This window comes from Methanolobus sp. (genome assembly GCF_016278365.1).
In the GTDB taxonomy this organism is placed as follows: Archaea; Halobacteriota; Methanosarcinia; order Methanosarcinales; family Methanosarcinaceae; genus Methanolobus.
This window is the reverse complement of sequence record NZ_JADQBZ010000005.1, coordinates 135,758-151,107: the sequence shown is the minus strand read 5'-3', so window position 1 is coordinate 151,107 and position 15,350 is coordinate 135,758. Positions and strand designations below refer to the sequence as shown.

18 protein-coding genes are annotated in these 15,350 nt (G+C 46.6%); 8 read left to right on the top strand and 10 right to left on the bottom strand.

All coding sequences use genetic code 11. The annotated features are described in order from the left end of the window. Positions 1-8: 8 nt before the first annotated feature. Entirely contained in the window at positions 9-2,786 is a 2,778-nt protein-coding gene (gene alaS, locus QZZ22_RS05845; protein ID WP_292463357.1) for an alanine--tRNA ligase, read from the bottom strand. 280 nt (positions 2,787-3,066) lie between these two features. On the opposite strand from alaS, the gene QZZ22_RS05840 reads away from it, so the two are divergent. From QZZ22_RS05840 to surE, 3 genes are all read left to right on the top strand, one after another. Next, positions 3,067-3,360 (top strand): hypothetical protein, encoded by a 294-nt coding sequence (locus tag QZZ22_RS05840; RefSeq protein WP_292463356.1) that lies wholly within the window; start codon positions 3,067-3,069, stop codon positions 3,358-3,360. A gap of 42 nt (positions 3,361-3,402) precedes the next feature. Next, positions 3,403-3,819, top strand: coding sequence for a hypothetical protein (locus tag QZZ22_RS05835; RefSeq protein WP_292463354.1), 417 nt, complete (start codon positions 3,403-3,405; stop codon positions 3,817-3,819). 77 nt (positions 3,820-3,896) lie between these two features. After that, a complete protein-coding gene (gene surE / locus QZZ22_RS05830; protein ID WP_292463353.1) occupies positions 3,897-4,685 on the top strand; it encodes a 5'/3'-nucleotidase SurE in 789 nt (262 codons plus the stop codon). Between the two features lie 55 nt (positions 4,686-4,740). On the opposite strand, the gene QZZ22_RS05825 is transcribed toward surE, so the two are convergent. Beyond that, the gene (locus QZZ22_RS05825) at positions 4,741-4,890 is read right to left on the bottom strand and encodes a hypothetical protein (protein ID WP_292463351.1); all 150 of its coding nucleotides are present in this window, start codon (positions 4,888-4,890) and stop codon (positions 4,741-4,743) included. A 2-nt stretch (positions 4,891-4,892) separates the two neighbouring features. Beyond that, entirely contained in the window at positions 4,893-5,828 is a 936-nt protein-coding gene (moaA, locus tag QZZ22_RS05820) for a GTP 3',8-cyclase MoaA (protein WP_292463350.1), read from the bottom strand. An 83-nt stretch (positions 5,829-5,911) separates the two neighbouring features. On the opposite strand from moaA, the gene QZZ22_RS05815 reads away from it, so the two are divergent. Continuing rightward, complete coding sequence (locus tag QZZ22_RS05815) at positions 5,912-7,228, top strand: cobyrinate a,c-diamide synthase (protein WP_292463349.1); 1,317 nt, start codon at positions 5,912-5,914, stop codon at positions 7,226-7,228. 20 nt (positions 7,229-7,248) lie between these two features. On the opposite strand, the gene priL is transcribed toward QZZ22_RS05815, so the two are convergent. The 4 genes from priL to QZZ22_RS05795 all read right to left on the bottom strand — a co-directional run bounded on the left by priL (position 7,249) and on the right by QZZ22_RS05795 (position 9,928). Continuing rightward, positions 7,249-8,316: a DNA primase regulatory subunit PriL gene (gene priL / locus QZZ22_RS05810; RefSeq protein ID WP_292463348.1), complete on the bottom strand. Its 1,068-nt coding sequence runs from the start codon at positions 8,314-8,316 to the stop codon at positions 7,249-7,251. 7 nt (positions 8,317-8,323) lie between these two features. Then, a complete protein-coding gene (locus QZZ22_RS05805; protein ID WP_292463347.1) occupies positions 8,324-9,061 on the bottom strand; it encodes a DNA polymerase sliding clamp in 738 nt (245 codons plus the stop codon). A 152-nt stretch (positions 9,062-9,213) separates the two neighbouring features. Beyond that, positions 9,214-9,534, bottom strand: a complete 321-nt coding sequence (locus tag QZZ22_RS05800; RefSeq protein ID WP_292463346.1) for a transcription factor S — start codon at positions 9,532-9,534, stop codon at positions 9,214-9,216. Then, a complete protein-coding gene (locus QZZ22_RS05795) occupies positions 9,512-9,928 on the bottom strand; it encodes an NUDIX hydrolase (RefSeq protein ID WP_292463344.1) in 417 nt (138 codons plus the stop codon). Before QZZ22_RS05795 ends, QZZ22_RS05800 begins: the two co-directional genes overlap by 23 nt. A 64-nt stretch (positions 9,929-9,992) precedes the next feature. Here QZZ22_RS05795 and artA point away from each other — a divergent pair, with 64 nt between their 5' ends. Genes artA through QZZ22_RS05775 form a run of 4 tightly spaced genes read left to right on the top strand, consistent with a single transcriptional unit; the run spans position 9,993 to position 12,612 of the window. Beyond that, positions 9,993-10,814: an archaeosortase A gene (artA, locus tag QZZ22_RS05790; protein WP_292463343.1), complete on the top strand. Its 822-nt coding sequence runs from the start codon at positions 9,993-9,995 to the stop codon at positions 10,812-10,814. After that, entirely contained in the window at positions 10,815-11,543 is a 729-nt protein-coding gene (locus tag QZZ22_RS05785; RefSeq protein ID WP_292463342.1) for a phosphatidylserine decarboxylase, read from the top strand. Between the two features lie 5 nt (positions 11,544-11,548). Next, positions 11,549-12,250, top strand: coding sequence for an archaetidylserine synthase (locus tag QZZ22_RS05780; protein ID WP_292463341.1), 702 nt, complete (start codon positions 11,549-11,551; stop codon positions 12,248-12,250). Continuing rightward, entirely contained in the window at positions 12,247-12,612 is a 366-nt protein-coding gene (locus tag QZZ22_RS05775; RefSeq protein WP_292463340.1) for a dihydroneopterin aldolase family protein, read from the top strand. The genes QZZ22_RS05780 and QZZ22_RS05775 overlap by 4 nt, the downstream gene beginning before the upstream one ends. Here the strand turns inward: QZZ22_RS05775 and hisC are convergent. The 3 genes from hisC to QZZ22_RS05760 form a co-directional block, all read right to left on the bottom strand. Next, positions 12,601-13,692, bottom strand: a complete 1,092-nt coding sequence (gene hisC, locus QZZ22_RS05770; RefSeq protein WP_292463339.1) for a histidinol-phosphate transaminase — start codon at positions 13,690-13,692, stop codon at positions 12,601-12,603. The genes QZZ22_RS05775 and hisC overlap by 12 nt on opposite strands. Beyond that, a complete protein-coding gene (locus QZZ22_RS05765; RefSeq protein ID WP_292463338.1) occupies positions 13,679-14,854 on the bottom strand; it encodes an acetylornithine transaminase in 1,176 nt (391 codons plus the stop codon). Before QZZ22_RS05765 ends, hisC begins: the two co-directional genes overlap by 14 nt. Before the next feature lie 124 nt (positions 14,855-14,978). Then, positions 14,979-15,323 (bottom strand): hypothetical protein, encoded by a 345-nt coding sequence (locus QZZ22_RS05760; protein ID WP_292463337.1) that lies wholly within the window; start codon positions 15,321-15,323, stop codon positions 14,979-14,981. Between the last annotated feature and the right edge of the window lie 27 nt (positions 15,324-15,350).

Genomic DNA, 15,350 nt, shown 5'->3' with positions numbered 1-15,350 from the left:
TTTTCACCTCAGTTGATCTTAAGTTGCTGTTTAAGCAAGTCCATACCGGTTTTTAGCGAATCGCTGATCTTGAGAGGATCAGTACCGCCGCCACGCGCCATGTTCGGACGACCGCCACCGCCACCGCCAACTACCATGGACATCTGGGTGACGATCTTTCCGGCATCGGCACCAGCCTTGAGTGCATCTTCACCGGCAGCTGCCACGATCTTGACACCACCACAGTCACTTGCGAGAAGGACAACGATATCCTTGTTCCCGGCAAGCTCGCCTGCGATCTTGACAAGCTCATCAGCATCCGCATTTGGGACCTGTTCAGCCACAACCCGTATTCCACCGATGATGGTTGAATTGTCCGCCATCCGGCTGACGCGCAGGTGTGCAAGCTCCTCTTTCAGGCGTTCATTATCCTTCTTGAATTCTTTCCATTCATTGAAAAAGCGGTCAATGGTCGCAGGCAGGTGCTCCGGCAGAACCCTGAGAGATTCTGCAGACTGGTTCAGGCAGGTTTCCATCTTCTGTGTGGCCCTCACAGCCGCAAGACCTGCAGCATACTCGATACGCTCAACGCCATCCTGGATACGTTCGGTCTTGAGTATCTTGATCGGGCCTACAAGGCCTGTACTGCTGCAATGGGTACCACCGCATGCCTCGATGTCATCAGCCACTTTAAGGACGCGTATCCTGTTGCCTGGCGGGACACCACCCTGGTAGAGACCGAAACCATATTTTTTCTCCGCATCCACCCGGTCCATCCACTCGGCCGTAACACGCTGGTTATCCATTACTGTACGGTTGGCTATCAGTTCTATCCGGTTCAGTTCCTCAGGAGTGATACGCTTGTAATGGGATATGTCCAGACGTGCACGATCTGTGGTCTTCTGTGCACCTGTCTGCCATACATGATCACCAAGCACTTTCCTTGCCGCATCGTTGACGATGTGTGTTGCAGTATGGTGGCAGGCATGAGCCATCCTCCTCTCCTCATCCACATTCCCAATGACCAGGTCACCTTTGCGGAGGTGAAGCTCGTCCTCTATCCCATTGATTATGTGCACTATCACACCATTAGCCACCTGTACATCGATAACGTTCATTACATTGTCATCGATTGTTATGGTTCCGTGGTCTGCAGGCTGTCCGCCGCCTTCCGGATAAAAGAGTGTGCTGTCAAGAACCAGGTGCTTATCGAATACATCAAGCACTACAGCTTCGAATTTCATCCGCGTGGGCTCATCGTAGAAGAGGCGCTTTGTCTTTGGCAGTTTATCCACACGGTCCATGTATGGAAAAACCTTTTCTTCTTTTGGCTCGGCTTTGCTGTGGCCCTCTGCCACAAGTGAATAGAAATTGTCCGGAAGGTCAACCTCCACACCCATTTCGGATGCGGCTTCCTTTGAGATCTCAGGAGGGATACCGTGACTGTCATACATCTCGATCAGCGTTGGCAGAGGTATCTTTTCGCCTGTGGACTTGTAATGCTTGGCAGATTTCTGGATCATGCGCCTGCCGCGCTCAAGAGTTTCATCGAACTTCCTTTCCTCATGAGCAAGAATGTCCTCTATGACATCAAACTTCTCAGAGAACTCCGGATACTCCGGCAGGTTCTTGATGTGCATCCTCACAATATCGGATAGTGAGGTGTTGATGTCCATGTCCTTCATCATACGAAGGGTCCTGCGCAGCACAAGGCGTGCAAGGTAACCTGCTTTCACATTGGAAGGAATGATGCCGTCAGCTAGCATGAATGTCAGGCACCGGGTATGATCAGTAATAGCATAGATGTTCTCTACAGGTTCCATGATGGACGACAGTTTTTCCACACTTGTCCCGATGCTGGAAGCCACCTGTTTGCGAAGCTGAAGGAGGTTTGCTTTCTCGCTCACATCCATTAGCCCTGCAAGGCGCGCATTCTGGGAAAGGATGTTGGCATACTCCGGATCGTCTATCTGATGTTCAAGACCTGCAAGCTGCATTAGCTCATTGACAATGGTAGGGAATACTGCATCATATATTGTAGGTGAGCCTTTGGAAGCCCAGACAAAGCGCTCAAGGCCATATCCTGTGTCAACGATATAATTGTCCATCTTACGGTAGTTCTCACCCTTGATAGGGATCGTACCATCCCTGGATTGCTCCATATCCATGAAGACCAGCGTTGCAACCTCAAGACCACCTATGAGAGCCTCAACACAGGGGCCGGCGTTACCGCCGCCTGCCCAGGGTTCCTCTTTATATGTGACAGCCAAGGGGTCAACTCCAAGAGAATTGAAAAGCTCATCGCACAGCTCCATGGTCCGGTCCTTCCAGTATATTTCCTCGCCTTTTTTATTGAAAGCGTGGTGAGCCATCATCTCAAAGGTTGTGAGGTGGCGCCCGCTCCTTCCCACTGCATCAAGATCTGAGAGGCGTATGCAGGGCTGGGAAATGGTCAGGGGATTTGCAGGAGGGCGGACCTGTCCTGATGTGACAAAGGGCTGGAAATCTGCTATAGACGCTATAGTAAGATAGATATCGTCCCTCCACCTGGCTACAACAGGGTACCTTTCAAGCCTCGTATGGCCCTGATCCTCAAAGAACTTGAGGTAATACTCCCTCATCTCAGCAAGGTCGAACTTCTTGTTAAAAACAGGGTTCCCTATGAAGGAATATGGGTCGCATGGAGCATCCCCGCAAGTATTCCTGTCAAGGTCCCGTGTCCAGTAGAATTTTCCGCATTTTGAACATTGCTTACGGACAAAACCGTTTTCGGAAAAAAAATCAAGTTGATACTCATCCTCAAGCATAATTACTCCAACGTAGATGATTGTTTAATGAAATATATTCTTCCAAGTACACCCTAATGATTAAAAACATTTCTTATTAACAGATTCGGGATGAATAATAAGAGCACTAATATAAATATACATCCCCTCTTACTGAGCATGATACCGAATATATAATAAAAAGTAAAGTTTAGTAAGTATGTTATGAACACAAAGTACTGAATAAAAATACATAAATTGAAAAACAATGACATTACCTATAAATGCATGGTCAGGAAATTGCATAACTGGTGATGACCTAATGGAATCAATGAGGTACATGTCTTTAATCTTTAGGGGATTGGTCGAAGAGTACAACAACTCCGGAGCTAGACCTTCTGTTTTCATGGATGCGGGTGGCAGCCTGCAGGTATACCTTTGCGATCCCATCATAGAAGATGATAAAAACTATGGGATTGACATTGAAAGTGACTATGACGTTAATGGTGGACAGTTCAGTGAAACTTATAATGCACTTCAGACCATCACGACAGTTTCTGTTGAATCTGAGATAAACCTGGAGTTCAAGCGCAGATCGCTTAGTAAAAGTATCTGAAAAGTGCCTGTTAGCATTTTTTTGAAAACGAGATGAGAGATAATGGATTACAAAAAATTTTTGAAAATCCTGAAAAACTCGAAGCAAGTCTACAGGGAAGACTACGTTAAAAAGATATTCAGGAGTGCCCATTATGATGTCGGGCTTTTTGAAACTCAGCTCAATGAGTTCAACCTGACACTTAAAGGGAATGATTCCGCAATCGCCAAGCAATACATGGAGAGGACAATCGCTGCACAGGTACTGGATGATGCCTCGATACTGCTTGAGATCATGAGAGATAATAAATGCCTGAGCGACGAACAGAACGAGACCATCATTGACATAATAAACAAACTTGATGACATGAGTGAGAACATTGAAGTCATCGAAAAGGTAAAAGCTCTTTCAGACCTTCCTGAAGGCTCTGATGCCTGCTTATACTCCAAAGATAAAAAGAGATTATTTGCCAACGTATAGACCCTGTAATGACCTCCACTAATCCTTTTGTTTTTTTAGCCATTAGTTTTAAGACCCATATCTGCAGAAGATAGGTCATGTCCAGTAAAATCCTTCTTACCAATGATGACGGCGTATACTCATCAGGAATAAGGGCTGCTTACAGAAGTGTGTCCGATCTTGGTGACGTCACTGTGTCCGCGCCCATGATGCAACAAAGCGGTGTCGGACGTTCCATATCCATTTTTGAGCCATTGAGGGTCACCAAGACAAAAGTGGATGGTATTGAAGTCAATGCAGTTGGAGGAACGCCTACCGACTCTGTGATAATAGGTATGTTCACCATTATGAAACAAAAGCCGGACCTCATACTTTCCGGTTTTAACATTGGAGAGAATATCAGCACTGATACCGTGACAACATCAGGCACCATCGGTGCGGCACTTGAGGGCGCAAGTTATGGTATTCCTGCTATAGCAGCTTCCATCCAGGTAAAAGAAGAAGGCCTGAAGTTCGATGACAACAGAGATTATGAGCATGATTTTGAGGTCGCTATCAAGGTAGTGAACAGGATAGCAAGGAACGTGCTCAAATTTGGCCTTCCTGACAAGGTAGACGTCCTGAACGTCAATATACCGCATATTGTGGAAATGGATACGGAGATAGAGATCACACGCCTTGCCAGGAAACTTTTCAGGACAGAAGTAGAAGAAAGGCATGATCCGAGGGGCAGGCCTTACTACTGGATAGCCGGTGATCTTTCTATAATGGATGATGAGGGCACTGATGTTAATGCGCTGGTACAGAAGGGACATATCTCAGTGACACCGCTATCGCTGGACGCGACATCACCCATTGACTTTTCAGAGATAGAACGCCTTATCTGAGCAGGACCAGGGTTGGAAATAGATAGCCGCTGCACCAAAAGCAGATCTTAATTAATTATTTTTTAATGCTTACCCTGATCTCTTTGCAATCTTCTTCAACCCCGCGCAGGGTTCCTGCGGCACCCAGCACAGTACTTCCCAGTATCTCCTGAACGAAACGGTTGATCTCGATCACTTTCCCATCAACTATCAGTTCTACTTCCATTTTTATTTCTCCTGCCCGTAAGTATCATGACTGTAAAATGGCACCCTTTTGCTCACAGCAAGCTGCAGTAGCCCGGGCAGCTCATCAGGGCTTGCATGTGAAACATCTATAAGATTATCGTTAACGAGCAAACACGGCTTGAGTTTGCCGTCGGCAGTTACACGCAGCCGATTACAGTTTGCGCAGAACTCCGTGTTATCCACGGGGCGGACGAACTCGACCTCTGCACCGTTGATAATATATTTCTTCCTGTGGTGCATGATACGTGTCCTGACATCCGTGGCATGTTGCAGAAGTTCCTTTTCCACAAGATCCGCATCCACATGATAGGGAGCTGCGCCCTTAAAATTCATCAGTTCAATGAGCTGCAGGATGACATCACCCTTGTAACCTTTTGTAAATTCGAGCATTCTCTCTATCTCAGCCTCATTGATATCTTTGAGGAGCACCATGTTGATCTTTACAGGTGTAAGCCCGGCTCGGACCGCTTCATCAATACCCTCGAGAACATTCGGGAGAATATCCCGCTTACAATTGGTGATCATCCGGAACTTGCCCGGGTCAAGGGTGTCCAGGCTTATATTCACCCTGTCAAGTCCTGCTTCCTTCAATGATCTTGCCCTGCCCTTCAGCAGTGTCGCATTGGTCGTCAGGGATACATCCTTCAGTGGAGGCAGTGCAGAGATGATCTCCTCGAGATCCTTTCTTATGAGAGGCTCCCCTCCGGATATCTTGAGCCTGTCCACACCGAACTCTGCGGCAGCTTTTACAATATTGACAATGGTTCCGACCGACATCTCCCCGGTGCTGCCATAGTCACCCTCGTTATGGCAATATATGCAATTAAGATTGCACCTGTTGGTAATGGACATCCTCAGACTTTTTACCGTACGTCCGAAAGGATCAGTAAGTGTCCTGCGCGATCCGGAGGAATTCATAGTAGGTAGATATACATTCTTTATTTAACCGTTTTGAATAACGCGGGAATAATACTATATACATATTTGACAAACTACCCAGCATGACAAAAACTGTACTGCTCGCCGGGACACACAGCGGTGTCGGGAAGACTACTGTGTCCATGGGAATAATGGCAGCCCTGAAAAAGAGAGAGATGGATGTCCAGCCTTATAAAGTGGGGCCGGACTATATCGATCCCACCTACCATACCGCCATTTGCGGCAAACCTTCAAGGAACCTAGACACATTCATGATGCAGGTAGAAGGTGTCAGGCGCACATTTTCCAGGCATGCAAAGAACAATGACATCAATGTAATAGAAGGAGTGATGGGACTTTTTGATGGGATGGATTCCACGGAAATAGCCAGTTCTGCACACGTGGCCAAATCACTCGGGGTGCCTGTCATCCTTGTGATCAATGTTCACGGGATGTCACGCAGCGCTGCGGCTCTTGTAAAAGGATTCTCCGAGTTTGACAGAGATGTCAATATTGCAGGAGTGATACTCAACAGGGTAGGAAGCCCCCGGCATGCAAAGATGATTAAAGATTGCATTCCCGGCATACCTATAGTAGGCACTCTCCCGCGCAACCAGGATATTAGTGTGCCCTCCCGCCACCTGGGTCTCTACATGGCCCACGAGCAGGATTTTGATGCTACCAGACTTGCCGATTTCATAGAGCAGAACATCGACCTTGATACCATAATTTCCATTGCTGAAAGTGCACCCGATATAGAACCCGCCATGGAAGAAAAATTACCGGAGTCGGACGTGAGGATTGGTGTGGCGATGGACGGTGCCTTCTGTTTCTACTACCAGGAGATGTTCGATTCTTTCCGGGAAGCGGGTGCAGAGATCGTTCCCTTCAGCCCCATAGAAGGAGAAGTTCCAGAGGTTGACGGCATGTACTTTGGTGGCGGGTATCCGGAACTGTATCTGAAGGAACTCGAGAATTCAAGAACTACAAAGATTCTCAAGAATCTTTCTGCAGATGGAATGCCCATATACGGAGAATGTGGGGGGCTCCAGTATCTCTCCACATCTTACGAAGTGGAAGACAAGATCTACAGGACAGCGGACCTGTTCCCTGCAGAGACCGTCATGACAAAGAAGCTCCAGGCACTCGGCTATACCGAAGGGACAGCAAAAGGAGACTTCATCAAAGGAACCATCAGAGGGCATGAGTTCCACTATTCTGTCACCAACTGTGCCAGCGATGCAAAACTGGCCTATGAGATGAAAAGAGGCAAGGGCATCAGAGACGGGAAGGATGGTATCACCGAGCATAATTCACTTGCGAGTTACACCCATGCGCATCCTGCTTCATTCCCTGTGAAGAGCTTTGTAGAGAAATGCAGGGAATATAAGCGAAGATAAAACTGTAACTGTAAGCAATATCAAGGGATCGGGGCAGGATCATCTGAAGGCTGTTCTTCTTTTTCTTTTTGCACATCCCTGTTATTGAACCATACCCTGCGGCGATAGTAGTTAAGAGGATGGCTTATCCTTTTGCAGGTCTCATCCGGCGCGTAACAATTACCGTAGGTCTGCATGGTTGCACATGAAGGAGGCTTATAGCTTGTGCCTGATGAGCCTGCGATATGCTCCACCTGGTATCGTGCCTTATCGACATCAAAATCAGGGGAGGAAGTGAAGAGGTTCATGATATCATCAACTGACATACCGATGCCAAGCAGGAAAGAGGTCATTGCAAATCTCATGGAGTGCGCAAGGTTAACACCTGCCTGTGACTGGGATATGGCACGGGTGATACACGGAGGGAAGAGGCCTGCTTCAACAGTCTGGAACTCCGAGCTTTCGAAACGGCTCTTGCGTTCGTTCAGTGCAGTCATGATGTCTGCAATATAGGGCTGGCAGGACAGGCATACCTCCCCAGGTACCTTCATAGGAAGGGAGCCTTCTATCCTGTGCCTCACACCTTCCTGCAGGAGACGTGCGAATTCTTCCCTTGATACGGTCACATATCCATGGTCCATCTTACGGTTCACAAGTTTCCATTCCATAGCCTTGAGGGAACTGGCAAGCCGGATGTAATCCGTAAAATGAATCCGTGCGGCAGATTCTTTCTTTTCGGCATGGATATTGAAATCAAGAGAGAATTCCCCAAGGAAGGCGATATCCATGACTTTAAGAGACTTGTAGGATGCGACAGCCTCAGCCAGAGAGTAACGCCTTGTCAGGAAAGGATCATCGATGCACGAGACCAGTATCCTGGAGAAAGGATATGATAGAAGCTCAATGAGAATCTTCCTGTCATCCGAATTAGACAGGGGCGGTTTGACGATCTCTCCGGCTATTGACTGGAGCACCCGCTCCTTGCCGCGCGCTCTTGCAGAATCCATGGCACGCGAAGATATAAGGCTATCAAGAGAAAAGTCGAGGCTCTCCACATAACGGGAAGCCTCTGCAACGTACGGATATAATGCAAGATCTTTATTATCCATAGACAATTTAATCAGATTCAATACGCGGGGCCAGCAGATATCCTACCTTACCTGCGCCGTTGGCTATCGTAAAGCCAATCTTTACGGGGAAATCCTTGCCCAGCTCAACTGTGACCTCATTGGACCGGGATGCAGGTTTAACGATATCGGAAAGGTAATCCAGTGAAAATAGTGAACGCGCATCACCTGCCCTCAGATCGATCAACTGGTCACGGGAGATATCCAGCCTAACGCGGTCAGTGTCTCCCTCGGCTTCCATATAGAATGTATCATCTTCAATACCCAGCAGCATGTGGTCACTTATCTTCTCAGCGGCTTTTACGGCCTTGAGGAGATCCTTGCCATTGAGGACAACCTCGGCTGGAAGTTCAAGCTGTGGGATCCTTGGTTCAGCCCTGATGGTAGAAGGATCGAGCAATGCAAGGGTATAGGAAAGACCACCAATGTGAAGAGACAATTTCTGGGACAAATCATCCAGTTCCAGGCTCAGTTTGTCCTCTTTCCCGGCAACACTGAATATATCATTGATCTTTGATAGGTCCAGGCCGATCTCACAATCATCGGCATTGTACTCATCAAATGCTTCGGAACTTAGCTCGAAACTGACCATTGCCACATTAGCAGGGTCAACGGCCCTGACAGTAATGCCTTCAGGAGATATTTTGAACCTTGCTTCATCAACAAGGACTGAAAGTGTCTCTATGGAAGTCTTTAAGATATCTGCATCGATTATTGCCTTGAACATCTGGATTCTCCGCTAAATAAATTGGATTTCTAGGTCATTATATCCACTAACTAATAAAAGCTTTGTTTTTATAAACAGAAAGCCTGTAAAGATACGCATTTATAGCCATGTATTATATGACACCATAATTCTACAAATTATACCAGTATTTTTTAATCATACTCACGCCAGGTTAAACCGCACTTTGTACACTTAAAGAAGCGTGTTTCGGATTCATCCGCCGACCTGAGCTGACGTAACCACCAGTATGCGACATTATGACCGCATTCATCACATCGGACTGCGGTAGTGGGCAGACCCTGGTCAGTATTGCCTTCAAGCACCGTGACTTCCCTCTCCGAACGTGCTGCCTTTGACATTAGTGATTCCTGATCAGCTTCTTTCTCTTTTACATATCCACATTTGCTGTTCCTGCACTTGGATACGCCCTTTACCGGAACCATCATACTTTTACATTTTGGACAAAATTCCATTGACTTCACCTCTTGCCTGCTCCAATATCTTGTTGTGATCGAAAGCCATTTCAGGCAAACTGTCAACATCGAACAGGAATACATCTTTTGCATCCGAATCCGCCTTCAGGATCCCTTGACCTAATGACAGGTAGCATATACTTACCGTATGTCCCCTTGGATCGCGCAGAGGGTCAGAATACACCCCAAGCAACTTAACAATTTCTATTGACAGGCCGGTTTCCTCGCATGCTTCACGGGCAACCGCATCCTCCACAGTTTCACCTATATTTACGAAACCACCGGGCAAAGCGAACTTTCCCTGAAAAGGGGGGTTTTTCCTTTGGATAAGAACAATCCTGCCATTATAAAGGATAACAGCATCCACTGTCAGTTTTGGAGTATCAGCATACATACGAACAAAAGATTAATACACTACATTTGATATATACAGGCATACCTATTAAAGGTGCTTGTAAATGATAGAAAATGTACTATGGGTCGCAGTGGCATTAATGCTTGCTTGCTCACTGATACCTAAAAGAATTAAAATACGTAAATTGCTAGGGGCCATAGGATGGGGATTCTTTTCTATACACTGGTTCTACCAGCCAATGCACTTTATTGAGATAAGGGATTATGTGAATGTAGTACTGGTCATCGTTGTTGGTATCATTTGTCTTATACTTGCTTACAACATGCTCAAGGAATACAGATCCATGAAGTTGCCAGGCAGCGGATCCGTTGATGTGACATCAATGGCAACTGTTGCGACAGCTCTTGCATCTTTATTCTATTTCCCCTTTGCCCAAATGGATTCACTCAATGTATGGATCATATCACTGGTAACAGACAATGTGTTCTGGACACTTCAGGCACTGGGACAACCTGTCGAAATGGCGGAATGGAATAAAATTGCTCTTAATGGATACCAGGTAGAGATAATACTTGCATGTACTGCCATAGAGAGTATCGCTTTGTTCATAGGGCTTATTGCCTCTGTTAATGCACCTTTGAAAAAACTGCTTTCAGCATTTATGGTTTCCGTGCCGATTATATATACTTTGAATATAATAAGAGATGTATTCGTGATCGTCGCTTATGCCCATCAATGGTTTGGCCCCAATAGCTTTGAGATAGCCCATCATACAATTGCAAAGATCGGATCTGGCGTTGCCCTCTTTGGCATAGCCTATATTGTTATGCGAATCTTGCCCGAACTTGTCGACCTTATAGAAGGAATATGGAAAATGGTAACAGAATATGTTTACAGCATATATGAGAAAGTAAGGAACGAGTAAATGCTTGCAAAAGGTTCTGCTCCATGGTTACTGACATTGGTTGCGATCAGCACACTTGCTGCAATCGCACACATTACAGTATACTGGCCTTATACAGGTATAATTGCACTCCTGGGATTGGCAGGACTGATATTCTTTATCTTCTTTTTCAGAGACCCTGAAAGGGAAACAGAGCACTGCTGCAGTAGCATGACAGCACCTGCTGACGGGAAGATCGTAGACATAAGAGGACGTAAGATATGCATTTTCATGAATGTCCACAATGTTCATGTCAATAGGGCACCACTCACCGGCACAGTTATCGCCATAGAGCATAAGAAAGGAGGATATAGGCCTGCATTCTGCAAGGATTCTGAAAGAAATGAACGCAGCCACATATTCATTGATACTGAGCATGGCATAGTGGAAGTTATCCAGATAGCCGGGACGATTGCCAGAAGAATAGTCTCATATGTACAGGTAGGTGACCAGATGGTCCGGGGACAAAGATTCGGAATGATACGCTTTGGATCAAGGGTGGATGTGACGATACCTGAAAATTTCGACATCCTCTGCACTAAAGGTGACAAGGTCACTGCAGGAATGACAGTAATAGCCCGAAAAAGAAACGCTAATGAATACAATACCCAGGAAGTTGAGTTTTTAACAGTTCCCGAGAGCTTTGACATCCTCTGCAGCAAAGGCGGTATAATTACTGCAGGTACGAGTGTAAGTTACGGGAAAGAATAGCGGAAGTGAGCACCATATTCCAAACATTGAAATTAGCGGACATTGTAACATTGCTCAATGCCCTCCTTGGGTTATTAGCTGTGATACTTGTCCAGAATGGTTTTACATACCTTGCGCCCGCACTGATACTGGCAGCCGCTGTCGCCGATGGTGTTGATGGCTACCTCTCCAGAATGTTCTCCGGAAGCGAGATTGGGGCCAACCTGGATTCCCTTGCAGATGTGATCTCATTCGGACTTGCACCCGTGGTTATTGTATACGCTGCAGCCGGCAGTGAGGCATCAAACCTGCTACTTGCAGCGCTATGCTTCTACTTCTTTTGCGGTATTCTCAGGCTGGCAAGGTTCAACACGGTCCATCAGGGACTTCCGTCTTTCAAAGGATTACCCATCACAGCAGGAGGAATAATTCTCTCAGCGTATGTGCTGACCGGAGAGAGATACTTCCATAGCGGACTCATGATCCTGCTTTCATTTGTTGTAGGACTCCTGATGATCAGTAAGATCACGTACATGAAGGCGAAAAAACCCGGCCATGTATTGCCCATAGGTTTGCTTTTCGTCATCACTGTCCTGTCCTACCCATTTAATATAAATTATACCCACATATTTGCATCTTTCTTACTGGCCATAATGATCCTCTACGTTACCTCACCAATTATACGGAGAGCTGGCTCCTTGAAGAGAGTGGAAAAGGGATTGAAATGAACAGCAATATCACAGACAGGGACAATGTGCTCTTTGAAGCAGGCATCAAGCTTGGTGCCCTCTACCACCAGTTCACCGGATCACCCATTAACCTGAAAAATGCAGACAGCCTGGAGAAAGCAATACAGGAGAGTATTGCAGCCCAGCCCTTTGTAAAGGATATCAGGGTTTCTATCGACAAAGAGATTATCCGCTCAAAGCTGAATAGTGAGTTCGGTTACTGCGAGCTTGAGGGCCGCATGCTGGATGTGAGAATAACCGTCAGATATAATTCAGCCCTTGCGGATGTAAGTCTTGCATATAATGCTGAGCTAGACTACCCGCTCATGAAAATAGAGAAGGTTTACAGTTCAGGCAACTGAAACTTCTTTAAAAGCTGCAACAACCTTCTCATTCTGTTCAGGCGTGCCTACAGTTACGCGGATGAGGGTCTCACCTGCATCCCTGAAAGACCTGCAGTCCCGTACTATGATGCCTTTTTTCAGCAGGGCTTCGCTGATATCCCTGGATCTTAGAGGGGCAACGTCCACAAGCACGAAATTGGCCTGGGAATCATAGACCCTGAAAGGGATATGTTTTGTCAGGAAATCACGCCCTTCTCTTGCGCACCTGATGCTTTTCCGGAGATAGAGAGTATCCGAGAGTGCAGCGATACCTGCAACTATCGCAGGTACACTGATGTTGAAAGGAGTTGCTATTTTCATGTACTCGGACCTGATCCATGCAGGCATCAGGCCATATCCCAGACGCATGCCTGCAAGGCCGAAAGCTTTAGAGAATGTTCTTCCGACGATAATATTGTCATATTCATATATAAGGTGGGCCAGATTGCAGTCTGAGAACTCCACATAGGCCTCATCCACAAAAACAAGGCCTCTTGTGTGTTCAAGTACCCGACGCAGGTCGGCCTCGCTTACAAGCCTGCCCGTGGGGTTGTTAGGAGAGCACAGGAATATGACCTTTGTCCTTTCGGATTCTGCATTCATTATACCGTCAATATCAAAAGCAAGATCTTGACCTGAGCTTACATAGACCGGGACCGCACCGTTGGCGCGGGCTGCGATCTCGTAGTAAGAGAATGTAGGAAGGGGAAGTATGACCTCATCACCGGCTGATATCAGCAGCCTCATAAGGTTGTCCAGCAGGCCATCCATACCAGGGCCCGAAGCGCATATATTCTGCACTGGGAAACCAGTATAGACAGATATCGCCTCGACTAACTCGGAAGCGTCTGCTGAAGGGTATATGTTGATGCCACTTACATGAGCTATGACTGCATCTATGGCTTTGGGAGATGGCCCCAGCACATTCTCATTTGAACCCAGCTTTATGATCGATGCCGGGTCAAGGCCGTATTTGCTGGCTATTTCCTCAATAGACTTGCCAGGAACATATTCAGCTATCCCGGAGACTTCCTTTTTAACCAGTTCAGGCCTGCTCAAGCACAGCCACCACCGAGTCGATCTGCTCTTTAGTTATTACCAGAGGCGGTGCGATACGCAGTACTTTCTCGGATGTGCAGTTGAGAAGTACTCCATTCTTCAGGGCAAAGTCCACAATGTCTGCACACTTGCGGTCCAGTTCAACCCCTATCATAAGCCCGCGACCACGTACTTCTACAACACCATTCAGGGAGATATCTTTGAGCCGGCTCATGAAATAATCGCCCATTTCCGTTGCATGCCGGAGGAGATCTTCTTTCTCTATAATATCAATGGAAGCCAGGGCTGCGGCACATGCAAGGGGACTGCCTCCGAAGGTGGCTGCGTGCTGACCACGTTCAAAGGCGATACCTTCACGTGCAGCGATGGCACCCATCGGAAAACCTCCACCCATTGCTTTTGCCATGGTCATTATGTCCGGTTCGACGCCGAAATGTTCCTTACAGAACCATTTACCTGTCCTTCCAAATCCGGTCTGCACTTCATCAAAGATGAGCAGGGTTCCCGTTTCATCACATATCCTGCGGACTTCCTTCAGATACGCATCTGAGTGAATATTGATGCCTCCCTCACCCTGGATTGGTTCTATGATGACAGCTGCAGTCTTATCAGTGATTGCGTTAGCAATTGCTTCTGCATCATTGCATGGAACGAATTTTTCCTCCTGCACTAGCGGCTTAAAAGGAGTTCGATACATTTCCTTGTATGTGAGCGACAGGGCACCCATAGTACGCCCGTGAAATGCGTGCTCGACCGCTACAAAGTCAGTCTTCCCCGTTTTGACACGTGCAAGCTTCATTGCAGCTTCTACTGCTTCTGTGCCTGAATTGCAGAAAAATATCCTGGACATGCCGGTAATCTTTACGAGTTTCTCAGCTAGTTCAGCCTGGGGCACAGTATAGTAGAGATTGGAAACATGCATCAGTTTTTCTGCCTGCTTCTTTATAGCTTCTACCAGTTTTGGGTGACTGTGCCCGACATTGTTCACTGCTATGCCCGCTACACAGTCTATATATTCCCTGCCGTCGATATCGCGGACTATGCAACCGTCGCCGCTCTCCAGTACAAGGGGCTGGCGACCATAGTTCTGCATTACGTACTTTGCGTCTTTTTGGATCACAGCCTCTTGAGATGATGACCGTGAGATAACCTGTTCTGTCATGTATACACCTTGTGTGCCTATATTAGGTAAACTTATTTTAAATATGGCTATGGATAAAATCCATTTCTATAAAATGTTATTCAACTTCAAGTAATGAAAGAAAGAAAAGCCCTGTTACAGGCTCTCAGAGTATTCGTCTGTCCGGAACTCTTATGGCCACGTACAGATGATACAGGAAAAATAGAATAAGCATCTGGAAAGATAGAGATAGTATTCCCATGAGCAGGACATTACCACCCTCAGATATTGCAGGACCACTGATGCCTACAAAGGTTTCTCCAAGGTAGAACATAAATCCGGCTGTAAGCAATACGAATGACCCTTTCAGTTTCCTGAAGGATACATATATCCTTGAACGAATGACATCAGCATCTATCCTGACCAATAGGCTCGATATCAGTAGCGCTACTAAAAAAATGCACAACCGGAGTACAAGGTCAAGAAAATCGAATAATTCAATGGAGCTCATAAACAGCCCTCCGCAGTCCTTTTAACA